The 26,260-nt window shown below is 59.1% G+C and carries 30 protein-coding genes; 28 read left to right on the top strand and 2 right to left on the bottom strand.

Features of this window, described 5'->3' with window-relative positions; all coding sequences use genetic code 11:
* Window positions 1–25 precede the first annotated feature (25 nt).
* From E3W21_RS05810 to rpoS, 3 genes are all read left to right on the top strand, one after another.
* Entirely contained in the window at window positions 26–661 is a 636-nt protein-coding gene (locus E3W21_RS05810) for a protein-L-isoaspartate(D-aspartate) O-methyltransferase (RefSeq protein ID WP_177327881.1), read from the top strand.
* Window positions 662–872: 211 nt separating this feature from the next.
* On the top strand, window positions 873–1,730 hold the full coding sequence (locus E3W21_RS05815) for a peptidoglycan DD-metalloendopeptidase family protein (protein ID WP_134418761.1): 858 nt from the start codon (window positions 873–875) through the stop codon (window positions 1,728–1,730).
* Between the two features lie 105 nt (window positions 1,731–1,835).
* Window positions 1,836–2,843 carry an RNA polymerase sigma factor RpoS gene (gene rpoS, locus E3W21_RS05820; RefSeq protein ID WP_008154012.1) on the top strand — a complete coding sequence of 336 codons (1,008 nt, stop codon included), beginning with the start codon at window positions 1,836–1,838 and terminating at the stop codon, window positions 2,841–2,843.
* A 485-nt stretch (window positions 2,844–3,328) separates the two neighbouring features.
* On the opposite strand, the gene fdxA is transcribed toward rpoS, so the two are convergent.
* Together fdxA and mutS are read right to left on the bottom strand one after the other, a co-directional pair.
* Window positions 3,329–3,652: a ferredoxin FdxA gene (gene fdxA, locus E3W21_RS05825; protein ID WP_008154011.1), complete on the bottom strand. Its 324-nt coding sequence runs from the start codon at window positions 3,650–3,652 to the stop codon at window positions 3,329–3,331.
* A gap of 142 nt (window positions 3,653–3,794) precedes the next feature.
* Entirely contained in the window at window positions 3,795–6,374 is a 2,580-nt protein-coding gene (gene mutS, locus E3W21_RS05830) for a DNA mismatch repair protein MutS (protein WP_134418762.1), read from the bottom strand.
* A 211-nt stretch (window positions 6,375–6,585) separates the two neighbouring features.
* Between mutS and E3W21_RS05835 the strand changes: the two genes are divergently transcribed.
* From E3W21_RS05835 to recA, 25 genes are all read left to right on the top strand, one after another.
* Window positions 6,586–7,320, top strand: a complete 735-nt coding sequence (locus E3W21_RS05835) for an XRE family transcriptional regulator (protein WP_134418891.1) — start codon at window positions 6,586–6,588, stop codon at window positions 7,318–7,320.
* A gap of 517 nt (window positions 7,321–7,837) precedes the next feature.
* Window positions 7,838–8,419 carry a DUF642 domain-containing protein gene (locus E3W21_RS05840; RefSeq protein ID WP_129441657.1) on the top strand — a complete coding sequence of 194 codons (582 nt, stop codon included), beginning with the start codon at window positions 7,838–7,840 and terminating at the stop codon, window positions 8,417–8,419.
* Between the two features lie 70 nt (window positions 8,420–8,489).
* Window positions 8,490–8,837: a phage holin family protein gene (locus E3W21_RS05845; RefSeq protein WP_056739181.1), complete on the top strand. Its 348-nt coding sequence runs from the start codon at window positions 8,490–8,492 to the stop codon at window positions 8,835–8,837.
* A gap of 134 nt (window positions 8,838–8,971) precedes the next feature.
* A complete protein-coding gene (locus E3W21_RS05850) occupies window positions 8,972–9,556 on the top strand; it encodes a hypothetical protein (RefSeq protein WP_134418763.1) in 585 nt (194 codons plus the stop codon).
* The gene (locus E3W21_RS05855; protein WP_003198311.1) at window positions 9,553–9,735 is read left to right on the top strand and encodes a DUF2635 domain-containing protein; all 183 of its coding nucleotides are present in this window, start codon (window positions 9,553–9,555) and stop codon (window positions 9,733–9,735) included. Before E3W21_RS05850 ends, E3W21_RS05855 begins: the two co-directional genes overlap by 4 nt.
* Window positions 9,735–11,231: a phage tail sheath subtilisin-like domain-containing protein gene (locus tag E3W21_RS05860; protein WP_134418764.1), complete on the top strand. Its 1,497-nt coding sequence runs from the start codon at window positions 9,735–9,737 to the stop codon at window positions 11,229–11,231. Before E3W21_RS05855 ends, E3W21_RS05860 begins: the two co-directional genes overlap by 1 nt.
* A 67-nt stretch (window positions 11,232–11,298) precedes the next feature.
* Entirely contained in the window at window positions 11,299–11,646 is a 348-nt protein-coding gene (locus E3W21_RS05865) for a phage tail tube protein (RefSeq protein ID WP_129441663.1), read from the top strand.
* Window positions 11,643–11,939 (top strand): phage tail assembly protein, encoded by a 297-nt coding sequence (locus E3W21_RS05870; RefSeq protein WP_046054588.1) that lies wholly within the window; start codon window positions 11,643–11,645, stop codon window positions 11,937–11,939. Before E3W21_RS05865 ends, E3W21_RS05870 begins: the two co-directional genes overlap by 4 nt.
* 130 nt (window positions 11,940–12,069) lie before the next feature.
* The gene (locus tag E3W21_RS05875; protein ID WP_134418765.1) at window positions 12,070–13,632 is read left to right on the top strand and encodes a phage tail protein; all 1,563 of its coding nucleotides are present in this window, start codon (window positions 12,070–12,072) and stop codon (window positions 13,630–13,632) included.
* A complete protein-coding gene (locus tag E3W21_RS05880) occupies window positions 13,619–14,857 on the top strand; it encodes a DNA circularization protein (protein ID WP_134418766.1) in 1,239 nt (412 codons plus the stop codon). The genes E3W21_RS05875 and E3W21_RS05880 overlap by 14 nt, the downstream gene beginning before the upstream one ends.
* 3 nt (window positions 14,858–14,860) lie before the next feature.
* Window positions 14,861–15,904, top strand: coding sequence for a phage baseplate assembly protein (locus E3W21_RS05885; protein WP_134418767.1), 1,044 nt, complete (start codon window positions 14,861–14,863; stop codon window positions 15,902–15,904).
* A 140-nt stretch (window positions 15,905–16,044) separates the two neighbouring features.
* Window positions 16,045–16,554 (top strand): phage baseplate assembly protein V, encoded by a 510-nt coding sequence (locus E3W21_RS05890; RefSeq protein ID WP_129441671.1) that lies wholly within the window; start codon window positions 16,045–16,047, stop codon window positions 16,552–16,554.
* A complete protein-coding gene (locus tag E3W21_RS05895; RefSeq protein WP_038979177.1) occupies window positions 16,554–16,952 on the top strand; it encodes a phage GP46 family protein in 399 nt (132 codons plus the stop codon). The genes E3W21_RS05890 and E3W21_RS05895 overlap by 1 nt, the downstream gene beginning before the upstream one ends.
* A complete protein-coding gene (locus E3W21_RS05900) occupies window positions 16,942–17,982 on the top strand; it encodes a baseplate J/gp47 family protein (RefSeq protein ID WP_134418768.1) in 1,041 nt (346 codons plus the stop codon). Before E3W21_RS05895 ends, E3W21_RS05900 begins: the two co-directional genes overlap by 11 nt.
* A complete protein-coding gene (locus E3W21_RS05905) occupies window positions 17,973–18,572 on the top strand; it encodes a YmfQ family protein (protein ID WP_134418769.1) in 600 nt (199 codons plus the stop codon). Before E3W21_RS05900 ends, E3W21_RS05905 begins: the two co-directional genes overlap by 10 nt.
* A gap of 11 nt (window positions 18,573–18,583) precedes the next feature.
* A complete protein-coding gene (locus E3W21_RS05910) occupies window positions 18,584–19,735 on the top strand; it encodes a phage tail protein (RefSeq protein WP_134418770.1) in 1,152 nt (383 codons plus the stop codon).
* Window positions 19,732–20,247 (top strand): phage tail protein, encoded by a 516-nt coding sequence (locus E3W21_RS05915; RefSeq protein WP_134418771.1) that lies wholly within the window; start codon window positions 19,732–19,734, stop codon window positions 20,245–20,247. Before E3W21_RS05910 ends, E3W21_RS05915 begins: the two co-directional genes overlap by 4 nt.
* Before the next feature lie 135 nt (window positions 20,248–20,382).
* Complete coding sequence (locus E3W21_RS05920) at window positions 20,383–21,480, top strand: phage tail protein (RefSeq protein WP_134418772.1); 1,098 nt, start codon at window positions 20,383–20,385, stop codon at window positions 21,478–21,480.
* 7 nt (window positions 21,481–21,487) lie between these two features.
* Window positions 21,488–22,054, top strand: a complete 567-nt coding sequence (locus E3W21_RS05925; protein WP_134418773.1) for a tail fiber assembly protein — start codon at window positions 21,488–21,490, stop codon at window positions 22,052–22,054.
* 22 nt (window positions 22,055–22,076) lie between these two features.
* On the top strand, window positions 22,077–22,976 hold the full coding sequence (locus tag E3W21_RS05930) for a phage tail protein (protein WP_134418774.1): 900 nt from the start codon (window positions 22,077–22,079) through the stop codon (window positions 22,974–22,976).
* On the top strand, window positions 22,977–23,423 hold the full coding sequence (locus tag E3W21_RS05935; protein ID WP_134418775.1) for a phage tail assembly chaperone: 447 nt from the start codon (window positions 22,977–22,979) through the stop codon (window positions 23,421–23,423).
* A gap of 35 nt (window positions 23,424–23,458) precedes the next feature.
* A complete protein-coding gene (locus E3W21_RS05940; RefSeq protein WP_134418776.1) occupies window positions 23,459–24,022 on the top strand; it encodes a glycoside hydrolase family 19 protein in 564 nt (187 codons plus the stop codon).
* Window positions 24,004–24,540, top strand: a complete 537-nt coding sequence (locus E3W21_RS05945) for a lysis system i-spanin subunit Rz (RefSeq protein ID WP_134418777.1) — start codon at window positions 24,004–24,006, stop codon at window positions 24,538–24,540. The genes E3W21_RS05940 and E3W21_RS05945 overlap by 19 nt, the downstream gene beginning before the upstream one ends.
* Window positions 24,541–24,620: 80 nt before the next feature.
* Window positions 24,621–25,121 (top strand): CinA family protein, encoded by a 501-nt coding sequence (locus E3W21_RS05950; protein WP_134418778.1) that lies wholly within the window; start codon window positions 24,621–24,623, stop codon window positions 25,119–25,121.
* An 83-nt stretch (window positions 25,122–25,204) separates the two neighbouring features.
* Entirely contained in the window at window positions 25,205–26,257 is a 1,053-nt protein-coding gene (recA, locus tag E3W21_RS05955) for a recombinase RecA (RefSeq protein ID WP_007907270.1), read from the top strand.
* The last annotated feature ends 3 nt before the right edge of the window (window positions 26,258–26,260 follow it).

Here is a 26,260-nt window from a genome sequence, read left to right on the forward strand (position 1 = left end):
CGATATTCTGCGTCGCGGCATCGGGATGACCTCACAACGGACCCGTGAGCGCCTTATTCAGCGCCTGTATGAAGAGGGAATTTGCAACGCCAAGGTGCTGGAAGTCATTCGCCGTACACCGCGTCACCTGTTCGTCGACGAGGCGCTGGCTCACCGTGCCTACGAAGACACGGCGCTGCCGATCGGCAATAACCAGACCATCTCGCAGCCTTATATGGTGGCTCGCATGAGCGAGCTGCTGCTGGAGGCAGGTCCTCTCGACAAGGTGATGGAAATCGGCACCGGCTCGGGCTACCAGACTGCGGTGTTGTCGCAACTGGTCGAGCGAGTATTTTCCGTCGAGCGCATCAAGGTTCTGCAGGATCGGGCCAAGGAACGCCTGGTGGAACTGAACCTGCGCAACGTGGTTTTCCGCTGGGGTGATGGTTGGGAAGGCTGGCCGGCGCTGGCGCCGTACAACGGCATTATCGTGACCGCGGTGGCGACCGATGTACCTCAGGCGCTGCTTGATCAATTGGCGCCGGGAGGGCGGCTGGTGATCCCGGTCGGATCGGGTGAGGTTCAACAATTGATGCTGATCATCCGGGAAGAGCAGGGCTTTTCCAGGCGTGTTCTGGGGGCTGTTCGCTTCGTCCCGTTACTCAATGGGCCGCTCGCCTGAGCATTTGTTTCAGCGCGCTGAATTCTCTTCGATTGCTCCTGTCTTACAGCGGCATCGATCAGTTAAACGGGGTTCATCGTCAGGCAGCAAACGTGTGCGCGAAGCCATTTCGCTTCATTAAAGGTAAAGCCTGCACGGCCCGTTATACTTGCGACATTTCATGCCGGAACACGGCAATCCACATTTTCAGCCACCACAAAGGGAGCGGCGGGTGAGTCTCACAGTCATTGCGCAGCGAATGGGTAAAACGAGCTTTCAGCGCCTGGTGACTGGCCTTGTCTTGAGCACCTTGCTGGTCGGTTGCTCCAGCAACAAGTCGAGTGATGTACGCGTCGTCGATCGCAATAACGCCGTCGCGCAGCGTCCGGCAGTGACCACGGGTCAATACGTCGTTCGACCTAAAGACACCTTGTTCTCCATTGCCTTTCGCTACGGCTGGGACTACAAAGCCCTCGCTGCACGCAACAACATTCCTACGCCTTATACGATCCATCCGGGTCAGACGATTCGCTTTGACGGTCGCACCGGCTCAACGCCGACGCCGGTGGTCAGCGCCACCGATTCAACGCCTTCTTCGTCGCTGAAAACCACGGTTATCCGGCGCCAGGCGAATGGCGCAACTACGAGCACAGCAGTGGTTGCACCGTCCGTCGCCAGCAAGCCGACTCCTGCTACGATGCCTCCTGCCGGTCCGGCCCCGACCGGCTGGGGGTGGCCATCTAATGGCATTCTTATTGGAAAATTCTCTTCAAACGGCAGTTTGAATAAAGGAATTGATATCGCTGGGGATTTGGGACAGCCTGTTTTAGCTGCGTCTGATGGGACGGTGGTATACGCGGGGAGTGGCTTAAGGGGCTACGGCGAATTAGTCATCATCAAACACAGCGATACCTACGTAAGTGCCTACGGACATAACCGCAGGCTGTTGGTTCGGGAGGGGCAGCAGGTCAAAGTCGGACAGACAATTGCCGAAATGGGGTCAACAGGTACAGACCGGGTGAAGCTGCATTTTGAGATTCGCCGACAAGGTAAACCTGTAGATCCGCTGCAATTCCTTCCACGTCGTTGATCGCTTTCCAGCCTGTTCCGTCGCGTAGAGGGAACAGGCTCCAGCGTTGCCAAGGATAAAGGCGCCGCTTGAGCCTGAGGTCGAACTCACCAAAGGACTATAACAATGGCTCTCAGTAAAGAAGTGCCGGAGTTTGACATCGACGATGAGGTTCTCCTGATGGAGACCGGCATCGGTACGGATTCGATGTCGAATGATGAAGGGGCTGCTCCACCTTCCGTTCGTGCCAAATCCAAACACTCCGCCTCGTTAAAGCAACACAAGTACATTGACTACACGCGTGCACTCGATGCCACGCAGCTGTACCTCAATGAGATTGGATTTTCCCCTCTGCTGTCCCCCGAAGAAGAAGTTCATTTTGCGCGCTTGTCGCAAAGTGGAGATCCGGCTGGGCGCAAACGCATGATTGAAAGTAACCTGCGGCTGGTGGTGAAAATCGCCCGGCGTTACGTCAATCGTGGCCTGTCGCTGCTGGACCTGATCGAAGAGGGCAACCTCGGGCTTATCCGGGCAGTAGAGAAGTTCGACCCCGAACGCGGCTTCCGCTTTTCGACCTACGCGACCTGGTGGATTCGTCAGACCATCGAGCGCGCGATCATGAATCAGACCCGGACCATCCGGTTGCCGATTCATGTGGTCAAAGAGCTCAACGTGTACCTGCGGGCTGCACGGGAGCTGACGCAAAAACTCGATCACGAACCCTCGCCCGAAGAAATTGCCAACCTGCTGGAAAAACCAGTGGGAGAGGTCAAGCGCATGCTCGGCCTGAACGAGCGGGTTTCTTCGGTCGACGTCTCGCTGGGTCCGGATTCGGATAAAACCCTGCTGGACACCCTTACCGATGACCGTCCAACCGATCCATGTGAACTGTTGCAGGATGACGACCTGTCCCAGAGCATCGATCAATGGCTCTCGGAGCTGACCGACAAGCAACGCGAAGTGGTGATACGCCGCTTCGGCCTGCGCGGTCACGAGAGCAGCACGCTTGAAGATGTAGGCCTGGAGATTGGCCTGACCCGGGAGCGGGTCAGACAGATTCAGGTTGAAGGCCTGAAGCGTCTTCGGGAGATTCTCGAGAAGAATGGCCTGTCGAGCGAGTCGCTGTTTCAATAAGCAATTTGCTGAGTAAGCCCTATAAAGCCCCGACTGGTTCGGGGTTTTTTATTACCTGGGAAACAGGCTGGGAGTTCCCTCCGTAATCACATCTGCTTTGTAGTCTCTCGCTGTAAGTGTTTGCTTACTCTTTCGTAAGTGTTCGCTAATTCCATGGGTAGCAGCCGTACATATTCCTACGTGAGAGATGATTAAATAATTGATTTATATGCTTATTTTTTAAGATTAATAGCTAGTGACAGCCAGTTTCAGCTAACGGGGGTGATTGCTCTTGGTAGGGAACTCTCTAGTATCTGAACTGTGTCGACGGACAGACACGCCCTTCAAGGATGAGGGGAAAGGACATCGCAGGAAGCGATTCATCAGGACGATGAAAAGGAACACAGGGAATAGGGAAAAAATGTGGGCGGGTCAAACCGCCCCTTTTTTTGCCTGCAGAAAAGCAAAAAGGCCCACAAGGGGCCTTTTCGAGAACTCGGGGGTGATCAGCGTTCGAGATCTTTGATCTTGCCTTTGACGCCATCCCACTCTTCGGCATCGGGCAACGATTCTTTCTTCTCGGTGATGTTGGGCCAGATTTCCGCCAGCTCAACGTTCAGCTGAATGAATTGCTGCATGTCTTCCGGGACTTCATCTTCGGAGAAGATGGCCACGGCAGGGCATTCTGGTTCGCACAGTGCGCAGTCGATGCACTCATCCGGGTGAATCACCAGGAAGTTCGGGCCTTCGTAAAAGCAGTCCACCGGACAGACTTCTACGCAGTCGGTGTACTTGCACTTGATGCAGTTGTCGGTGACGACGAAGGTCATTTCTAATTTTCTCCTCAGGCGGCGGCAGCGGAGCCCCTTCACGTTGGGGTCGCCAGGTTTGGGAGCGATAGTCTGCTGGTCAGGCTATAAGCCAGCAGCATCCCAAACCGCGCGAGATTCTAACAGCTTGCAGGCAAGTGCGTTAGATCCGTGTCTTTAGTGTATAGAGCATTTCTAGCGCCCGACGCGGTGTCATGTCGTCCAGATCAAGTTTGGCCAGATCATCCAGCACCGGATGCGGCAGGCTGGCGAACATGTCGCTCTGCTGCGGCGCGGCCGGTTTGCCTTTGGCCGTCTTGGGGACTTCATGAGGCAGGGCGGTCGCTTCCAACCGGCCCAGGTGTTCGCGAGCGCGCACGATCACTTCGCTCGGCACACCGGCCAACTGCGCAACCGCAAGGCCGTAGCTCTGGCTGGCAGGCCCTGGCAGCACGTGGTGCAGGAACACGATGCGTTCGTTGTGCTCGGTAGCGTTGAGGTGGACGTTCGCCACCAGCGGTTGGGCTTCCGGCAATACGGTCAGCTCGAAGTAGTGGGTTGCGAACAGCGTGTAAGCTCGCAGATGCGCCAGGCGCTCGGCGGCAGCCCACGCCAGGGACAGACCGTCAAAGGTGCTGGTGCCGCGACCGACTTCGTCCATCAACACCAGGCTGCGCTCGGTGGCGTTGTGCAGAATGTTCGCGGTTTCGCTCATTTCGACCATGAAGGTCGAGCGCCCGCCGGCCAGGTCATCGCTGGAACCGATCCGGGTAAAGATCCGGTCCACCAGAGACAACTCGCAACTGGCTGCCGGCACGAAGCTGCCGATGTGTGCCAGCAGCACGATCAGAGCGGTCTGGCGCATGTAGGTGGATTTACCGCCCATGTTCGGACCGGTGATCACCAGCATGCGGGTGTTGTCGTCGAGGCTCAGGTCGTTGGCCACGAACGGCGTGGTCAGCACTTGCTCGACCACCGGGTGACGACCCTGGCTGATGCGCATGCACGGCTCACTGACGAAGCGCGGGCAGTTCAGATCGAGGTTCAGCGCGCGTTCGGCAAGGTTGCTCAGCACATCCAGCTCGGCCAGTGCCGCGGCGGTGTCTTGTAGCGGTGGCAACTGGGCGATCAAATCTTCGAGCAGTGCTTCGTAGAGCATCTTCTCGCGCGCCAGGGCGCGGCTCTTCGCTGACAGCGCCTTGTCTTCGAACGCCTTCAATTCCGGCGTAATGAAGCGCTCGGCACCTTTCAGCGTCTGGCGACGGATATAGTCTGCCGGCGCCGACTCAGCCTGCTTGCTTGGCAACTCGATGAAGTAGCCATGAATGCGGTTGTAACCGACTTTCAGGTGCGACAGACCGGTACGGGCCTTCTCGCGTGCTTCGAGGTCGATCAGGAACTGCCCGGCGTTCTCGCTGAGCGATTGCAAATCGTCCAACTCGGCGTCGTAACCGGTTTTCAACACGCCGCCGTCACGAATGACAGCCGGTGGGTTGTCGATGATGGCTTTTTCCAGCAGGGCCGCCAGGTCCGGGTAGGTGCTGGTGGTCTTCGCCAGTTGAATGATGTGCGGAGCTTCCAGCTCAGTCATTGCCACTTGCAACTCAGGCAAGGCACCGAGCGCATCGCGTAGGCGAGCCAGGTCACGAGGACGGGCATTGCGCAGGCCGATCCGCGCCAGGATCCGCTCGATGTCGCCGATCTCCTTGAGCTGCGGTTGCAGTTTCTCGAAGCGGTAACCGTCGAGCAGGCAGGTAATCGAGGTCTGGCGCGCCAGCAATACGGTCAAATCCCGCAGCGGACGGTTCAGCCAGCGGGTCAGCAGACGGCTGCCCATGGCGGTCTGGCAGCGATCGACCACCGATTGCAACGTGTTGTCGCGACCGCCAGCCAGGTTAGTGTCCAGTTCCAGGTTGCGACGGCTCGCGCCGTCCAGCACCACGGTGTCGTCCAGGCGTTCATGACGCAGGCTGCGCAAATGGGGCAGGGCGGTGCGCTGGGTTTCCTTGGCGTAGCTGAGCAGGCAACCGGCGGCGCCGATGGCCAGGGTCAGGTTCTCGCAGCCGAAGCCTTTCAGGTCTTGGGTCGAGAATTGTTGGCAGAGACTTTTCAGTGCCGAATCACGTTCAAAATCCCACGGCGCACGGCGACGAACCCCACGACGTTTCTCCGCCGGCAGATCCTTCGGCCAGTCGTCCGGGATCATCAGCTCCACCGGATTAACGCGCTCCAGTTCTGCCAACAGGTTTTCCCAACCCTTGATCTCCAACACGGTGAAGTTGCCGCTGGTGATATCCAGCACCGCCAGGCCGAACAGACGCTCGTCACCCAGCACCGCCGCGATCAGGTTATCCCGACGCTCATCCAGCAGCGCTTCATCGCTGACCGTGCCGGGCGTGATGATCCGCACCACCTGACGATCCACCGGGCCCTTGCTGGTCGCCGGGTCGCCGACCTGCTCACAGATCACCACCGACTCGCCGAGCTTGACCAGTTTCGCCAGGTAACCTTCCGCGGCGTGGTAAGGAATCCCACACATGGGAATCGCCTGACCTGCCGACTGCCCACGGGCGGTCAGGGTGATGTCCAGCAATTTGGCGGCTTTCTTCGCGTCTTCGTAGAAGATCTCGTAGAAGTCGCCCATGCGATAGAACATCAGCTGGTCTGGGTGCTGGTTTTTCAGGCGCCAGTACTGCTGCATCATTGGCGTGTGGGAGGACAGATCGGAGAGCGCTTTATTCATCGGATAATCAGGCAAATTCGTTGAAAGGAGTAGGGCAAAGGAGGGGCATCGGCCCGGCTTTTCCGCGATGGGCGCAAGGTTAACATGGGCGGTCCACCCGACGCAGGCATGAAAGCCCTGCGATACATTTCTTCTGTCTATGCACGGCATATGCGCAATTTATGCAATTTGGCATTTGTCTTCCGCGAAAAGAACAAGCACTATGCGCTTTATGCAAAAACGCAATGTTTCTACCGTCTTAAGAGCGCTGCTCGATCAGCACGGGATCTCCCCCACGGAGCTTCACCGTCGCACCGGCGTGCCTCAATCCACTCTCTCGCGGATCCTCGGCGGGAAGATCGTCGATCCCTCGGATAAACACATCTCGAAGATCGCCGAGTACTTCGCCGTGAGCACCGACCAGTTGCGGGGCCGTGCGGATGTCGCGCCGGCAGCCAGCACCGGGCGCGATCAATTGCATTCGGAACTCAAGGACATAAGTCTGTGGGACGACGATACGCCCGTCGATGATGACGAGGTATCAGTCCCCTTTCTTCGCGAGGTTGAATTGGCTGCAGGATCAGGAAGGTTCGTCATCGAAGAGAGCGAACGCTCTAGCCTGCGCTTCGGCAAGCGGAGTCTGCGCCACAACGGCGTTCAATTCGACCAGGCCAAATGCGTGACGGTGCGCGGCAACAGTATGTTGCCCGTACTGCGCGACGGCGCCACCGTCGGCGTTAATGCCGGCAAGTGTGGGATCGGCGATATCGTGGATGGCGACCTTTATGCCATCAACCATAACGGCCAGCTGCGGGTGAAACAGCTTTATCGCCTGCCTACCGGGATACGCCTGCGCAGCTTCAATCGCGATGAACATCCGGACGAGGACTACACCTTTCAGGAAATCCAGGAAGAGCAGATTGTCATCCTCGGTCACGTCTTCTGGTGGGGCATGTACGCCCGTTAACCTCAACATTGTCAGATAAAACCCGCCACCGAGCGGGTTTTTTTTCGCCTGCCGAAAGCCGTCAGCGCCTTTGCCTGCGGGGCTTTCATGCGCCAATGCATTTTCAGCGCATAAATAAATGCGTTTATGCATTGACTGTATATGCATCCATGCATATTCTTTGTCTCAAGCAGCTCAACAAGGCAGCTCGAAACGAAGCTCTTTAGTTCCACCACAAAGGCAGCGATGAACCGGCCTCAACGGTTCAGAGGGTTGGCAACTGACCCGGGTGTGCAGCGTAAAGCACCACAAGCAGTTATCCGGCGGGCAGGGACCGCGGTCGGAAAAACAATTTGAATCGATCCGTACCGCGCCAGTAGCGCCGAAAGGTCAACGCGAAGGACCGCATTACTGAAAAGCCTGGGCGACCGGGCTTTTTGGAATGCCTGTCTACCGTCAGGTATATCAACCCCCCATTGGGGATCGACTGTGCAGCGACCGTTGCGCAATCAAGACATTCCACTTAATAGGTAAAACCATGAACGGACTCAAGAAAATCATTGCCCCGCTGATGTTGGCTTTGGCCCTTGTCGGCCTTGCTGGCAGTGCCACCGCGGCGAACCTCCTGGTCAACGGCAGCTTTGAACAACCCGGCTGCAGCGACAGCTGCGTGCTGGACACGACGGTGAAAGCCAACTTCATCACGGGCTGGACGACCTTTCTGTCGGGTGCCGAGTATTTCAACATGCGCGCTTCGATCCCTGGATCTGCGGCAGCGGAAGGCGCAGTGATCGTCGATCTGGCTAACAACGTTTACAGCAATGGTGGCGGGATTCAGCAGAACTTTGCCACCGTGATAGGGGCCAAGTACCGATTGACTTTCAGCATGGGCAATTCGATGTACGCCAACCGATCCGGCGATGGTGTCGTGCAAGTGAAAGTGGCCGGTCAGACCGCGCTCTTCAACACACCAACGGTCAAGGGTGGCGTCGTCGAGTGGAATACCGTGACTTATGACTTCACTGCTACCACGAATCAAACAACCCTGGCCTTTTCCAACGAGCAGAACCCGTACGTCAACTTCGCTTTCATCGACAACGTGATCGTTGAAAAGCTGTAGTTCTTCGTCGATCAAAACCAGGCGGCTCATTTCCGAGAGGCGCATCTCATCGATCCCCAGGAGGCGTGACATGACAAACGAGCAACAAGCGTTGCTGGACATGCCGATCTGGCTCGTCATCGTCCTCGCCCTGGTGGGCGGGGTGTCCGGCGAAATGTGGCGCGCCGACAAGGAGGGCGCCCGCGGCTGGTCATTGCTGCGGCGTCTGGCCTTGCGATCCGGGGCCTGCATGGTCTGCGGGGTCTCGGCCATCATGCTGCTGTATGCCGCCGGCGTGTCGATCTGGACGGCTTGCGCGTTCGGTTGCCTTACGGCGATGGCCGGGGCAGATGTTGCCATTGGCCTTTATGAACGTTGGGCAGCCAAGCGGATTGGCGTTTGCGAAGTGCCGCCGCGAGATACCCGCCAGGACCACTGAACACAAAGCCCAATGGAATGGCGAGCAGCGGAGCCGACCAGCATCCGACCCGCAAGGACGCGGGTTTCCCAAGGCCAGTACCTTTCACTCAAACCCGCCAACAAGCGGGTTTTTTATTGCCCGGTGAAAACACCATGAAGATCACCCCACTGGTCACCCAACTGCGTGATCACTGCCCAACCCTCGCCGGTCGCGTGGCTGCCGGCATCGACCTTGACACGCTACAAGCCAGCAATCCGCTGCAAACCCCTTGCGCCTATGTCGTACCGCTCGCCGATCTGACAAGTAAAAGCGTTGCGCAAAACCAAACCCTGCAACCGATCCGCGATCGCTTCGAAGTGACCCTGGTGCTTGACACCACCGACGCTACAAAAGCGCTGGATCTGTTGCACGACCTGCGGGCCGAACTGTGGCGGGCGCTGGTGGGTTTCAAGCCCGACAGTGATTACGACGCCATCGCCTACGACGGCGGCGAGCGGGTCTCCATCAACAGCAACCGCGTGCTGTACCGCCTGCGCTTTTATGCCGAGTTCCAGCTCGGCCGCAATCTGCCTGGTCAGCCTGCGGAGAGCTGGCACGAACGTGAACTGGATGGCTTGTCGTCCTTTACCGGGGTCACCGTGCGGCTCGATGCGATCGATCCGGCGGACCCCAATCTGCAACGCCCAGGCCCCGACGGACGCCTGGAACTGACTTTCTCTGGAGACGTAACCCCATGAGCAAACGCATCACCGTGCTGCCGGCCCCAGGCCGCGCCGTGCCGGACCCGGAAGCGGGCGATCTGTTGCCCCTCGAGGGCCGTGAAGTGCCGGACAACGCCTGGTGGCGTCGACGTCTGGCCGATGGCGATATCACTACCAAAGCCGTGAAAGCGGCGAAACCACAGGGAGCCAAATAATGGCGATCGGATTCAGCAACATCCCCGCGGACATTCGTGTTCCGCTGTTCTACGCAGAAATGGACAATTCGGCCGCCAATAGCGCGTCGTCGGCCATGCGCCGTTTGATCGTCGCTCAGGTCAACGACAACATTGCGCCGGCCGAGGTTGGCAAACTGGTGTTGGTGTCCAGCGTCGCGCTGTCCAAAAGCATTGGCGGTCAAGGCTCGATGCTCGCCTCGATGTATGAAACCTGGCGCAAGACCGACCCGATCGGCGAGATCTGGTGCCTGCCGCTGCACAACACCGAAGGCAGCATCGCCAAAGGTGTGCTGAGCCTGACCGGTGCCGCGACCCAGAGCGGTGTGCTCAACCTGTACGTCGGCGGCGTTCGCGTTCAAGCTGCCATCGTCAACGGCGCCACGGCAGCTCAGGCGGCTGCCGCGCTGGCGCTGAGAATCAACGCCTCGGCAGATCTGCCGGTCAGCGCAGCAGCCGTAGAAGGTATCGTGACCCTGAGCGCCAAATGGACTGGCGACAGCGGTAACGACATCAGCCTGCAATTCAATCGCCTGGGCAAGAGCAACGGCGAAGAAACTCCGGCCGGCCTGACCACGGCCATCACCGCCATGACCGGCGGCGCCGGTGTGCCGGATCAGGTCGCTGCGGTAGCGGCGCTGGGCGATGAGCCGTTCGAGTTCATCTGCATGCCATGGTCGGACCTGTCGACCCTCAACACCTGGCAAGCCGTCATGGATGACAGCACCGGTCGTTGGTCGTGGGCCAAGCAATTGTTCGGTCATGTCTACAGCGCCAAGCGCGGCACCATCGGTACTTTGGTCGCTGCCGGCCAGGCGCGTAACGATCAGCACATGACCATCCAGTCGCTGGAACCAGGCGTACCACAACCATTCTGGGTTCAGGCCGCTGCACTCGCTGCGCGCACGTCGGTGTTCATCTCCGCCGACGCCAGCCGTCCGACCCAAAGCGGCAGCCTGCCAGGTCTCGACCCGGCACCGGCCAGCGAGCGTTTCACCCTGACCGAGCGTCAGTCGCTGCTCAACTACGGGATCGCCACCGCGTACTACGAAGGCGGCTACGTGCGCATTCAGCGTTCGATTACCACCTATCAGAAGAACGCCTACGGCCAGGCAGACAGTTCCTACCTGGACAGTGAAACCATGCACCAGTCGGCGTTCATCGTGCGTCGTCTGCAAAGTGTGATCACCAGCAAATACGGTCGCCACAAACTGGCCTCTGACGGCACCCGTTTCGGCGCCGGCCAGCCGATCGTGACCCCGAGCACTATTCGCGGTGAGCTGATCGCCCAGTACGCCAAGCTCGAACTGGAAGGTCACGTAGAAAACGCCGAGCTGTTTGCCGAGCACTTGATCGTCGAGCGCGACGTGCAGGACCCGAGCCGGGTCAACGTGCTGTTCCCGCCGGATTACATCAACGGTCTGCGCGTGTTCGCGCTGCTCAACCAATTCCGTCTGCAGTACGACGACGCAGCCTGATCGCTGCCTTTGACTGTGTGATTTCAGCCCACCTCGCGTGGGCTTTTTATTTGAAGGGAGAAACACCATGGGTCAACTGATTGCGGGCACCTGCTACGTCAAAGTGGACGGCGCTCAACTGACTATCAATGGCGGCTGCGAAGCGCCGTTGATGGCTGTGAAACGGGAAACCGTCGTACCGGGTTTCTACAAGGAAACTGACATTTCCCCGTCGTTCAAAGTGACGGCGCTGCACACCGCGGACTTCCCGCTCAAGCAACTGATCGCCGGTTCCGACATGACCGTCACCTGCGAATTCAGCAACGGCAAAGTCTACGTACTGGCCGGCGCCTACCTGGTGGAAGAGCCGGTATCGAAAGGCGATGACGCCACCATCGAACTGAAGTTCGAAGGCATCAAGGGGACCTGGCAATGACTGGCGCCGTGAAGCTTCAGGTTGCGATCGAAGCTCACGGCGAGCCCTTGACCGAACTCAACCTGCGCCGTCCAACGGTGCAGGAAGTTCGAGCGATCAAGGCGCTGCCGTACAAGATCGACAAGAGCGAAGAAGTCAGCCTCGACATGGACGTCGCGGCCAAATACATCGCCGTGTGCGCCGGCATCCCGCCGTCGTCGGTCAATCAGTTGGATCTGGCTGACCTCAACGCGCTGAGCTGGGCTGTCGCGAGTTTTTTCATGAGTGCGGCGTCGGAGCCATCACCGACCTGATTTCAGTCGCCTATGACCTGGCCTGGTTCTGGAAGGTTGACCCCGAACAGATGATGGCCAGGCCTTTGGATGTGCTCCGCGAATCGCTGGAGCATGCGCAACGGATCAATGCGATGCAGCAGGTGCAGTGATGGCAGACATGGAAAAGGAAGATAAAAAGTCGGTCCGGCTGACGGGGATCGATGAACTGACCCCCAAGCTCGCCGGCCTTCGAGCGAGGATCGAGGGCTTCAGAACACATCTTGAACAGACGGGGCTGGGCAAGCTGGATATCAGCGGTCTGTTCAAGGGCGGCAGCGTGATCACACCCTTCGTGGACGGGATCAAGGCGTCCGCTGCGTTCAAGGGCCAATTGACCGAGGTCAATGAGGCCGCCAAAGGTGTCGATGTGCCGAGCGTGCCGACCACCGCTGCGCAAACCCTGAATGTGTTCAGTCGGTCGCTGGAGCAGGTGTCGGGTGCCGCAAACACCGCTTTACAACCCGCCGTCGCGACCGTCACGGCAGGGCTTCAGCCGCTGCTCATTGGCTTTGGCAATCTGCTCAATGACAACCCGAAGCTGGTCGAGGGACTGGCGGCCGGTGCCATTGCGTTTTCGGCGATGCAAACCGCCGTGACCGGCGCGACCCAAGTGTTCGATCTGATGAGCATGGTGCTCAAGACCCATCCCATCGTTTTAATTGCCACGGGCATCGCCCTGGCAGCCGGTTTGATCGTAGCCAACTGGACACCCATTTCGGCGTTCTTCGCCGGGCTCTGGCAAAAGATTTCTCCGGTCGTGATGCCCATGGTCGAGTTCTTCAGGACGATGTTTGCGTTCACGCCGCTGGGACAAATCATCAGCCATTGGGGACCGATCACCGCCGTGTTCGCGGCGATCTGGGACGTCATCAAAGCGGCGGCCACGCCGGTAATCGGTTTTTTCCAGACGCTTTTTTCCTGGTCGCCACTGGGTTTGATCATCAGCAACTGGACTCCGTTGACAGGTCTGTTCTCGGCCATCTGGGACTTGCTCAGAGCGCTGTCGGTGCCGGTCATGGACGTTCTGCACGGCCTGTTCGACTGGTCGCCGCGGGAGATGATCATCGCTGGTTGGGGCGCGCTCACCGAACTGTTTTCCGGGATCTGGGACAGCATCAAGGCCCCGGCACTGGTGATGTATGACACGCTGCGCAGCCTGTTTGACTGGTTTCCGCTGGAAGAGATCAAAAAGCGTTGGGAGCCGATCACCGAATGGTTCAGCCAATGGTGGGACAAGCTGCAAGAGGTCGTGGCGCCGATCAAGGAATTCTTTGCCGGTGGTTTCGGCAGCCTTGTCACCAGCGTGACCGGCAAGGTCGAAGGACTGACCGAGGCTCAAGAAAAAACCAATGCCGAAGGCAACGGTAAGTTTGCGCCGGCGTTTTTTGGCGCGGACCCAGAGCAACCACAAAGCCTGTCAGTGCTGCCCGGCAATCTGCCGCACAAACCCTCGATGCAGCCTGGCTCCCTGACACAAAACTCCAGCGCCCTGATTCAGCAAAGCGCCGCCAACAGCCGCACACAACTCGAAGGCGGCCTGACCGTGCGCTTCGAAAATGCGCCGGCCGGCATGCGCACCGATCAGCCGCAAACCAATCAACCGGCGCTGGCGCTCAATTCGCGCATCGGCTACCGCACATTGTCCCTTGGAGGTTCCAATGAGCTGGCGTGATCGTTTGATGCCGGCGTCGTTTCGCGGCGTCCAGTTCTGGGTCGATCAGGCGAAAAACCCGGTCGGCCAAAAGGGCCAGTTGCACGAGTACCCGCAGCGCGATCTGCCGTATTTCGAGGGCCTTGGCCTGCAGGCGAAGATTCACGATTTGACCGCATTTATCGTCGGCCCCGATTGCCTGGAGCAGCGCGACAAGCTGCTCAAGGCGCTGGAGCAGGGCAGTGGTGAACTGGTTCACCCGTGGCTCGGACGTCTGCAGGTCAAGGTCGGCGAATGCGACATGACCCACACCCGCCAGGACGGCGGGCTGGTGACCTTTACGCTGAAGTTTTACCCCGATCAACCGGTGCCGTTTCCGACGGCGGCGGTCAGCACGCAGAAGTTATTGCTGGTGTCGGCCGACAGCCTGCTGGGCTCCGCGGTGAAGCGCTTCGAAGACGCGATGACCTTGATCAAGGCGGCGCGGATCGGCATTGCCAACCTGCGCAACAGCATCAAGGAGGCTTACGAGGTGATTCAGCAGCACCTTCAGCCGTTGATCGATGAGTACCAGCAGATCAGCGATCTGGTCAAAGCCGTCAAGGAACTGCCCAAGGACGTGGCAGCGGAATTCAAGGGACTGATCGGCGACATCAACGAACTAAAGGACTTCGCCCGTGAAGGTTATCGTGGCGTGATTGCCAACGTCTCCCAACAGGTCGAAGCCATCAAGAAGGCCGACGCGCCGAAGCTGACCACTGGCAAGGACACCACCGCCGCGGCCCAGGCGCTGACCAACCTGGTGCAAGACACCTTGATTGTGCAAGTGGCCCAGTGGGTCGCGTCGATGCCGGTGGCTTCGCAGGCAGTCAAGCGGGTTACCAACCTGCCGGTCGGGCATCAGGCTGTGCAACCGACCACGCACCAGGACGTTCCGGTGGTCGACGATTTAGACGCCCTGCGTGCGGCACTTGAGGAAGTGTTCAAGCTGCCCGAGGCCAAGGCGGACCCCGCGCACTATCTGGCGATGAGCAATCTGCGCCAGGCGCTCCGGGCGCATTTGAAGGCGGTCGCATCGTCCGGCGTTCGACTGGTCAGCAAGTCTTTCAAGCAAAGCCTTCCGGGGCTGGTCGTGATCTATCAGCAAAGTGGAGACGCCACGCGAATCGCTGAAGTACTACAGCGCAACGGCATTATTCATCCGGGTTTTCTCCCGCTGGACGACATCAAAGTCCTGGGGGAATAGACCATGAATGAACTCGACAACCGCGTGTTGCTGGCCGTTGACGGTCTGGAGTATGGCGGCTGGAAAAGCGTTGAAATCACTGCGGATCTCGAGCGTCAGTTCCGCACCTTCAAGCTCGACATCACCTGGCAATGGCCGGGGCAGACGGTCGACCGCCCGATCCGCCCGGGGGCGCCGTGCCAAGTGCGAATCGGCTGCGACCTGGTGCTCAGCGGGTATGTGTTCAAGGCGCCGATCAGCTATGACGGGCGGCAGATCAGCCTGAGCATCGAAGGCAGTTCGAAGTCTCAGGACCTGGTGGACTGCGCCGCGATCAACACGCCCAACCAATGGCATCAGCAATCGTTACTCAGCATCGTCGAAGCGCTGGCCTCGCCTTATGCCGGGAAAGTGGTCAGTGAAATCCCCGAAACCGCGCGACTCGGCAGCCACACCATCGTGCCGGGGGAAACGGTCTTTCAATCGATCGACCGCTTGCTCACGCTGTTTCGGGTGTTTTCCACCGATGACGCCGAAGGTCGGGTGGTACTGGCCCGACCGGGCAGCGGTGGGCGAGCCAGTGATGTGCTTGAGCTGGGCAAGAACATTCTGTCGGCCAACGCGCCGATGGACTTCAGTCAGGTGTTCTCCGAGTACCGGGTGATCGGTCAGCACAAGGGCGGCGACGAGAAGAGCGGTGCGGCCGTGAGCGAAGTGTCCGGGGTTTCCACCGACCCGATTATCGGGCGCAAGCGGATCACCGTGATCAGCGAAAGCGCGCAATTGACCCCGGAACTGGCGCAGCAACGTGCCGATTGGGAAAGCGGTATTCGCGTCGGAAAGGCTGGCACCACGACCTATCGGGTACAAGGCTGGCGGCAGTCCAACGGTGATTTGTGGAAGCACAACACCTTGGTGCGGGTGATCGACAAAGTATTGGGTTTTGACCACGACATGCTGATCTCCAAGGTGACTTACTCGCTGTCCGAACAGGGCTCGGTCACCACGCTGCAAGTGGCGCCGCCTTACACATTCGATGCAAATCCGGCGCCACCCAAGAAAACCTGAGGTTGACACTAAACCTGTGGGAGCGGGCTTGCCCGCGAAGACGGCGGTTGATTCGACATCTATCTGACAGATTCACCGCCATCGCGGGCAAGCCCGCTCCCACAGTGTTCTGTGTTTGGCCCGACTCCTGAGGAAACCCAATGAGCCTACTGACACGCCTCCTGGCGCGCGGCACTGTCGTGCTCGCCAACTCGGCTACCAAGCTTCAATCCCTGCAAATGCGCCTCACCGCCGGCGAAGTGAATGACGACATGGAGCACTTCGAACCCTACGGTTTCACCAGCAATCCGCTGGCCGGCGCTGAAGGCATCGCCACGTTTCTGGGCGGTGATCGCTCTCACGCCATCGTGCTGGTGGTCGCCGACCGCCGCTATCGCCTCAAGGCACTGGCCCAGGGCGAAGTCGCGATCTACACCGACGAAGGCGACAAGATCCACTTCAAGCGTGGACGGATCATCGATATCGAAACCGCCACCCTGAACATCCGCGCCAGCGCCGCCGTAAACATCGACACACCGACCCTGACCCAGACCGGCAAGATCGTCTCGCAAGGCGATCAGATTGCCGGTGGCATCAGCCAGATCAAGCACGTGCACATCGGCGTGCAGGCGGGCAACGGCCAGACCGGCGTGCCGGCGGGAGGCCAGTGATGTTCATCAGCCAAAATCTCCACGCCGCACTGACCCGTTCAGTGCTGATCAGCCTGTTCACCTGGCGCCGCGCCGCCGATGACGATGCCCTCGATGACGAAGAACGTTTCGGCTGGTGGGGTGACACCTTTCCTACGGTCGCGGACGACCGTATCGGCTCACGCCTGTGGCTGCTGCGACGGGTCAAGCTGACCCGACAGACCCAGATGGACGCCGAGTTCTATGCCCGCGAAGCCTTGCAATGGCTGATCGACGACGGCCATTGCAGCGCCATCGACATCATCAGCGAACGCCTCGACGCCCAGCGCCTGAACCTGCGCACGGTCCTGACCCTGGCCGACGGCGAGCGCCTGGACATCAACCCTGATAACAGTTGGCAGGTGATCTATGCCGTTTGAAACCCCTTCGCTGCCGGTGCTGATCAAGCGCACCCAAAGCGACCTGGCCAGCGATTCTCTGCGCCAGTCCGATGCTCAAGTGCTGGCCCGCACCCTCGGTGGCGCCGCCTATGGCCTGTATGGCTATCTGAACTGGATCGCCGAGCAGATCCTCCCGGACAAGGCCGATGAGTCGACCCTGGAACGGATCGCCGCCCTGCGTCTGAACCAGCCGCGCAAAGCCGCACAATCGGCCAGTGGTAGCGTCAGCTTTACCGCCAGCGCTGGCGCTGTGCTGGACGGCGATACGCTGCTGCAATCGAACGACGGTCGCATTTACAAAGTCACTTCCGACCGCACCACCAGCAATGGCTTGAACAGCACCACCATCGCCGCCCTCGACGCCGGCAGCCTCGGGAATGCCGACGCCGGCATGACGCTGATTCCGGTGCAGCCGATTCTGGGCATTATCGGCAACAGCTTCACGGTGCTGGCGCCGGGGTTGACCGGCGGTATCGCTCGGGAAAGTCTGGAATCCCTGCGGTCCCGGGTGATTCGTTCTTACCGGATCATTCCTCACGGTGGTTCGGCGCAAGACTACGAAACCTGGGCGCTCGAATGTCCGGGAGTGACCCGTGCATGGTGTCGCGGCAGCTATCCCGGCCCCGGCATTGTCAGTCTGTACATCATGCGGGACGACGATGCGCAACCCGTCCCCAATCCCGAGCAACTGGCTGAAGTCCAGGCCTACATCGAACCTCTGCGCCCGGTCACCGCCGAGTTGCGTGTGCTGCCACCGGTACAAGTACCGGTCGTTTACCGACTGAGCCTGAAGCCCGACACCACGGCCGTACGCGCTGCCGTTGAGGCGCAACTGCGCGATCTGCATAACCGCGAAGGCGGCCTGGGCGACACCTTGCTGGTGAGTCACATCCGTGAAGCCATCAGCAGCGCGACCGGTGAAAGTGATCACGATCTCAAGTCGCCTACCGCCGACGTCGATGCTGCGAGCAACCAGTTGCTGACCTTCGGAGGTTGCGTATGGCAGTGATCAGAACCGCCGCGCAATACCAGGCCCAACTGCGCAGCCTGCTACCCAGCGGTCCCGCGTGGGACCCCGAGCGGGTCCCGGAACTCGAAGAAGTCCTTGAAGGCGTCGCCCAGGAACTGGCCCGCCTCGACGCTCGCGCCGCCGACCTGCTCAACGAAATGGACCCGGCCGGCGTCAGCGAACTGGTGCCGGATTGGGAGCGGGTGATGAACCTGCCCGACCCGTGCCTGGGCGCAACGCCACTGTTCGATGACCGTCGACTTGCCGTGCGCCGGCGACTGCTCGCTGTTGGCAGCCAAGCCATCAGCTACTACGTCGAAATTGCCAAGAGCCAAGGTTATCCGAACGCCACCATCACCGAGCTTGAAGTCCCGCGAATGGGGCGGGCCCGGTTTGGCCAGGCGCACTTCGGAACATGGCAGGCGCATTTCATGTGGACGCTCAACACCGGTGGCCGCCTGCTGCTGGGCCGACGTTTCGGCGCGAGTTACTGGGGAGAGCGCTTCGGCATGAACCCGGGTTCTGCGCTGGAATGCCAGATCCATCGCAGCGCACCGGCGCATACAAAGGTGCACATCAATTATGACTAGGGAGTAGAGGAATGGATTATCCGAAAAGTGTGCCCAGCGCCGGGTTGGTGAATGGGAAGTTTGTGGATGAGAACCCGTTGACCGGGACGCCGGGGTCGTTGATTCCGGCGGACTGGGGAAATGGGGTGACGCAGGAAATCATTAATGTCATCAAGGCCGGGGATCTGACTCCGGACGAGACCAGATTCGATCAACTGCTACAAGCCATCCAGAGCGTATCGGCCAAGGGCTGGAATCTGGATTCGGCATTGCCGATCGGCTCGCTGCCGCCGGCCACCGTGGCGACGGCGGATGGGCGTTTGCCAGTGACTCTGGCGGCAGTTTCGACCAGCGGGGGCCGGGTGTCGATTCCGGCGGGGGTGTTGGTCAGCATTGGCCAGGAAGTCGTCGCGGGGCAGTTGGGCAGGGCGCGGACGTTTACCACCCAAGCATGGAGCAGTGCGGATTTGTTGCCGACCTCCAGCTACTTTCTGCGGGCGCAGGTGATCGGTGGTGTGCTGACCTTCTACATGCAACGAGGAACAATCTATGACGCCGCGCCCGAAGGTTTGAAGGGCACTGTCAATGGCGGGGCGGGGGGCGGTTTTCAGTCCACATCGCTGGACATCTGCATTGCCTGGGTGGTGACGGCGGCGCCGGGTTCCGTGCCGGTCATCAGGCCGATCTACAACCGTAACCGGTTGGCATGGACGCAAACCGTCAACGGCAACGGTGTGGTTTACCTGCCTCTGGATCCTCATGCCCGGGCGGCACGTCTGGTGGTGGGGAACCCGACACCTTCGGCGACGGAGATCTCCGGGGTGTCGTTTGCGCCAACGGGTTGGGTTGGCGGCAACTACTGCTTTCTCTCACCGGCGCTGACCACCAGTTCCAATCACGATGGTGGTTGGACGAACCCGATGCCGTGCGTGATCTTTACCAATAACTTTGTCAACGACGCCACGGTCACGACCCTGACCGCCAGTTTCGACCATTCGCAATTGCGCTCGTTGTGGCAGTCCTATCAGGCCGAACACATGCTCGGTTCGACCAGCGCCGTCAGCGATGAATTGCTGTTCAGTATGGGGATCAAGAACCACCCCGTGTCTGATTACGCCACTGGAATCGCGGTCAACTTCTCGGCGGCAGTCAATGTCAGTCTTTCTTGGGAGTTGATTCGATGAACGTTATTCAAGAGCTTCATCAGTTCGAGGACGGACTACGTCCTGCACAGCCTTCTGCCGCCCATGATTGGGACGGTGACAAATGGTTTCTGGACGCCGCGAAAGTCGCCCAGCTGGAACAACAGGAAACCGAACGCCTGTGCGCCAAAGTCGATGCCGCTGCAGACAAAGCACGCACTGCTCTGGCCGGTGATCCACTCAAAGCAATGGAATATGCCCAGGCCGCCGTTGCCGCCCAGGCCTACAAGGACGTGGGCTACCCGAAAAAGGATGTGCCGATGGCCGTCTCCGCATGGGTCGTTAAAGGCCGGACGGCCAAGCAGGCCGCTGAGCAGATCCTGAGCAAAGCCGCACAGCTCAGCGACAATCTGCTGACCCTGCGCACCTTGCGCCTCAAGGCCAAAATGCAAATCCGCGCGCATGCGGTCAAGGGCAAGATAGATCTGGCCCGCAGCGCTGGCGATGAAGCATTGGTGGCTATTCGTGAGTTCGTCAGCGGTCTGGCTGACTAGACAAACGCCATTCAATTCCCCTGTTCAGGCCCACGTACTTGTGGGCCTTTTTCTTTCTTGAAAAACCGTGGGCGCTATTGCACCGCTAACTGCGTCGACACGGACCATTTGTTATTTCTGAGGAACGAAAGACGTATGGATTATCCAAAAAGCGTCCCCAGCGTCGGGCTGGTCAATGGCCGGTTTGTCGATGAAAACCCCGTGGCCGGGACGCCGGGATCGTTGATTCCGGCTGTCTGGGGCAACAACGTTACCCAAGAGATTGTGAGTGTGATCGAAGGCGGCGGACTGGTTGCCTCTGAAGTGGATACCAGCCAGTTGCTCAAGGCCATTCAGGCGATTGTCGGCAGGTCCAGCCCGACCCGTTCGGTGGTGACTCGGCTCAGTACATCCAAGCCACTGAGTGAGCAAGAACTCGGTTTGGTGCTGATCGACGGCAGCCCCGGTGCCATGACGGTCACTCTGCCCGCGGCCGATGCCGGACTTGGTGTGCGCGACGTCATTCTGCGTCGCTTGGATAACAGCGGCAATCGCCTTGTCGTCCGGGCCGTCGGCACGGATCGCATTCGATTCCATACCCAACTCTCGCCGTCCGGCTATCCCTTTCTGGTATTGATGGGAAGCGGTGACTGGTGGCATTTGCGCAGTACTGGTGATGGCAACTGGTGGCCGGTCGGGCGGCATGATGCCACCCCTCTCGGGCGGCAGGTGTTGGACACGACTGTGCTGATCAGTCCGGGCGGTTATGGCGCGCTGAATGGCAGTCTGTTGTTGCGCAGCGAATGGCCCTGGCTGTGGGACTTCGCCCTGTCGTCCGGGGCACTGATTACCGAAGCCGGTCGCGCGGGCAGGGAGGGCGGATGGACCAGTGGCGATGGCGCGCTGAACTTTCGCATTCCGGAAGTGCGTGGCGAGTTTCTGCGTGTGCTTGATGAGTCCAGAGGTCTGGATGTCGGGCGCGCAGCGGGCAGCCTTCAGGGGCATTCCCTACAAAGCCATAACCACTATCTGCCAACCAGTACGGGTTCTTCCTTTCGTCCGGCACCTGCGATTCCGGATGGCATCTGGAATGTTTCAAGTGACGTCAATTTTTACCCAACCAGTGGAACGATCGCAACGACGTACCCCAATCCGGCGTTCGATTCCGATACCTACATCGGCAACATCGGCAATTTTTCGGGAGAAACCCGCCCGCGAAACATCGCTTATCCCGGCCGTATCAAACTGATCTGAGGTACACATGTTCAATTATCTTATGGACGACAGCGGTGCGCTGTCCGGGCCTGTCGAGTTTCCGGTCGTGCCGGGTGTCGGCGTGCAACTGCCGAGCAATGCTATGGCATTGAGTATCGAACTTTCTCCACCGCCCGGCGGATTTGCCTGGGCTTATGTCAAGGGTGCCTTGCAACAGCAAGCTGACTTTCGCGGTGATGTCTATTGCACCGACACGGGTCTCAGGGAAACCTGGACAACGTTGGGAGAGTTGCCGGAAGGTTTTACCGCGCAGCCGTGGCCGGGCGGTTTTCACAGGTGGATCGATAACGCGTGGCAAGTCGATGAAGCGGCCCGGTTGATGGATCTCAAAAAAGTTATTCTCGCCCAACGCGATACTCTTCTTCGTGACGCTGTAGTGCGCATTACGCCCCTCCAATACGCCGAAGACATCGGCGATGCCAGTCATGAAGAGCAACTGCAATTGCTGGAATGGAAACTCTACAGCGTGGAGTTGAATCGCATCGAACAACAGGCCAGTTTCCCCAGTGAGATCACTTGGCCTGTTGTGCCTGGCTCGGCGGAACAAGCCTGAGTTCTACACAAGGAAAAGTGCAATGGATTATCCAAGAAGTGTACCCAGCGCCGGGTTGGTGAATGGGAAGTTTGTCGATGAAGACCCTGTGACAGGTGCGCCTGGGTCTTTAATTCCGGCAAGTTGGGGTAATGGAATAACCCAGGAAGTAGTAAGTGTTATCCAGGCCGCTGGAATAACTCCTGCGGAAGGGATCAATAATCAGCTTCTTACAGCATTGCGGGGCAGTGGTCTGTTTGTCACTGCCCCGCAATTCGACAATGACAATACCGTCGCAACAACTGAGTTTGTAACCCGTAGCGGGCTGCAATATTCAGGTTTTGCGTCTTATGGCGTGGGTACTGCGCTGACAGCGTCCAATGTGGGGGGAGTTGCCAGCTTCTCCAGTGCCGCACCGATAACGACGACGTTACCTGCGACCACCGGAATTGCGCATGCGAGTACCCTGCATGTCATCAATGCCGGGTCGGGAGCGCTGACAGTAACGACTGCTGGCGGTGCGGACATCATCAAGCTATCCAACGGGGCGACCGGCCCCATCATTCTGGGGCTGGGAGATACGGCGGAGTTCATCAAGCTGGACAATCAGTGGCGTCTGGCAGGTGGCACGATCAGCCTGAGATATTCGCCGTTGTTCTCGGGTATGACCGGCAACCCCGGTTACCAGAAGTACTCCAGCGGCAATATCGATCAATGGGGTTACGGTACGACAGATGCCAACGGGGAGGTATTTGTCAGTTTTCCGATTTCGTTTCCAACCGCCTTTGTTTCTGTCGTTGCTACACATGTCGGCGGTGATGGCGCGATGGTCATCATGTTGGCTAATACAGCCACGAAACAGGGCTGCCGATTGAAGGTTCGGGACATGGGTGGCTCTGTCAGGGCCGGATGGGGTGTCACGTATTTTGCCAAGGGCTACTAAATGAACGAGTTCAATGTTTTGTTTAGCGCGAGTACTTGCGGTGTTTACGTTCCAGGAATCAATACGTCGGATATTCCTTCCGATGTCATTGAGATTCCACAGGCGTACTGGGTTTCGCTCCTGCAGCAACTGGCAGTAACCCCGAAGTTGATTTCGGTGCGGGCCGATAATGGCTATCCCGTTCTTGTGGATACACCGCCTCTTGTGTCGGAGGAAGCAGCGAAGGCCGAGCGCCTTTGGCGCGATACTCAGTTATCGGCCAGCGACAGTTTGGTCGCCCGCGACAGGGACGAACTGGAGGACGGCGGTGGCACGACGCTGACCACCGAGCAATACGCCGAGTTGCAGGCCTATCGCCGTGCACTTCGGGAGTGGCCGCAAGGGTCGTTTTTCCCTTTCACTGAACATCGACCCACCACGCCACTTTGGCTGGCTGGATATCTTTGACACGAACCAGACGCTCATCAGGGCCTGGGGGCTATATGACCGTTACGCAGCAACAACTACAGATCGTTATGCCCAACGCCCGCTCACAAGCGGGCGTTTTCATTTCCGTCCTGAACACAGCCATGGCTCACCGCAACATCAACACCCCCAAACGCATCGCCGCCTTCCTCGCGCAAATCGGTCACGAATCGGGGCAGTTGCAGTACGTACGTGAGTTGGGCAGTACTCAATACCTGAGCAAATACGACACCGGCACCCTGGCCGCCCGTTTGGGTAACACTCCGGAACCCGATGGCGACGGCCAAAAGTACCGTGGCCGAGGCCTGATTCAGATTACTGGTCGCGACAATTACTATCAGTGCAGTCTCGGACTCTTCGGTGATGATCGTTTACTATTTTTGCCGGAACTACTGGAACAACCCCAATGGGCCGCCGAATCGGCAGCCTGGTTCTGGGACCAGAACGGCCTGAACGAACTGGCCGACCGCGACCAGTTCAACAGCATCACCCGCCGCATCAATGGCGGTCTGAACGGTTTGCAGAATCGACTTCAACTCTGGGCGCGGGCGAGGGCGGTGTTATGCCAGCCTTCGGTTTGATCCCGATGTCTTACCGCGTCATTGGTGTTGTTGTGTTTCTGGCTGTGTTGGCCGGTGGCTCGGCGGCGCTGGCCTGGCGGTTTCAGGATTGGCGTTATGGCCGGCAACTGGCGGAGCTGACCAGCGTGCAAGCTGAGACTCTGAATCAACTGACGCTGGCAGCCGCAACGCAGCAACAGACCGAGCAGGACAAGCGCCTGGCACTGGAGCAGCGTCTTTCGACCAGCGAACAAACCCATTACCGAGCGCTTAGCGATGCCCAACGTGATCAAGGTCGCCTGCGCGATCGTCTTGCCACTGCTGATGTGCGCCTGTCAGTCCTCCTCGATGCCCATGACGCTGCCTCTGTCTGTGCAGTGCCAACCGCCTCCGGAGCCAGCCGCGTGGATCATGGAGCAGCGCGCGCCCGACTTGACCCGGCGCATGCTCAACGAATTGTCGCCATCACCGACGCCGGCGACCGCGGACTGATTGCCTTGCAGGCCTGTCAGGCTTATATCAGAGCCCTCGCTCGCTAACATTTTGATCGATCCTGCGCCTTGCAAGCGCTATCCGCTCGTGTACGGTAGTTCTCATTCCGCTTGCTCAGGAGATGACCGTGAAAGAAATCACCCAACTGGCCGCTGAACTTGGCAGGCGCTTGCAGGTTCTCAATGCCCACGTCACTGCCGCCGAGTCCTGTACCGGCGGCGGGATCAGCGAGGCGATCACCCGGGTTCCGGGGAGTTCGGCATGGTTCGAGGCCGGTTATGTCACCTATTCCAATCGCCAGAAAACCGAGCAATTGAATGTCCCGGTCGAGTTGTTTGCGACGGTGGGGGCGGTCAGTCGCGAGGTGGTCGAGGCCATGGTCCGCGGCGCGCAGGAGAAAAGCCGGGCGCGATTTGCCGTGGCGGTCAGCGGTGTGGCGGGACCGGATGGCGGTTCGCCGAGCAAGCCGGTGGGCACCGTGTGGCTGGCCTGGGGCGTTGGAGAACAGGTGTTCAGCGAGGTGCAGTACTTTCCCGGCAACCGTGACGAGGTCCGCCGACAAACGGTGAAGGCCGCGCTAGAGGGGCTGCTGCGCCATGCCGCAGGAGAAATCTCAAATCAGGGGTAGGCGATCCTGAAACGCTGTGGAATAATACTGGCTACTTATACAGGTGTTGGCCGTCAGGCCTTATTGATTACGTGAGGACTTTAATGGACGACAACAAGAAGAAAGCCTTGGCTGCGGCCCTGGGTCAGATCGAACGTCAATTCGGCAAGGGTGCCGTAATGCGTATGGGCGATCAGGACCGTCAGGCGATCCCGGCTATCTCCACTGGCTCTCTGGGTCTGGACATCGCGCTCGGCATTGGCGGTCTGCCAAAAGGCCGTATCGTTGAAATCTACGGTCCAGAATCCTCCGGTAAAACCACGCTGACACTGTCGGTGATCGCCCAGGCTCAAAAAGCCGGCGCGACCTGCGCATTCGTCGATGCTGAACACGCCCTTGACCCTGAATACGCCGGCAAACTGGGCGTCAACGTCGACGACCTGCTGGTTTCGCAGCCGGATACCGGCGAGCAAGCCCTGGAAATCACCGACATGCTGGTGCGTTCCAACGCGGTTGACGTGATCATCGTCGACTCCGTGGCGGCTCTGGTTCCAAAGGCTGAAATCGAAGGCGAAATGGGTGACATGCACGTGGGCCTGCAAGCCCGTCTGATGTCCCAGGCGCTGCGTAAAATCACCGGTAACATCAAGAACGCCAACTGCCTGGTTATCTTCATCAACCAGATCCGTATGAAAATCGGCGTGATGTTCGGCAGCCCGGAAACCACCACCGGTGGTAACGCGCTGAAGTTCTACGCTTCGGTTCGTCTGGATATCCGCCGTACCGGCGCGGTGAAAGAAGGTGACGAGGTTGTCGGTAGCGAAACCCGCGTCAAGGTTGTGAAGAACAAGGTGGCTTCGCCGTTCCGTCAGGCCGAGTTCCAGATTCTTTACGGCAAGGGTATCTATCTCAATGGCGAGATGATCGACCTAGGTGTTCTGCACGGTTTCGTTGAGAAGTCCGGCGCCTGGTATGCCTATGAAGGCACCAAGATCGGTCAGGGCAAGGCTAACTCGGCCAAGTTCCTGGCAGACAATCCGGAAATCGCCGCCAAGCTCGAAAAGCAACTGCGCGACAAGTTGCTGACTCCAGCGCCGGACGTTAAAGCATCGCCAGTCAAAGAGACGGCTGATGACCTGGCTGACGCTGATATCTGATTG

This window comes from Pseudomonas sp. F01002 (genome assembly GCF_004402115.1).
GTDB classification, from domain to species: domain Bacteria; phylum Pseudomonadota; class Gammaproteobacteria; order Pseudomonadales; family Pseudomonadaceae; genus Aquipseudomonas; species Aquipseudomonas frigoris.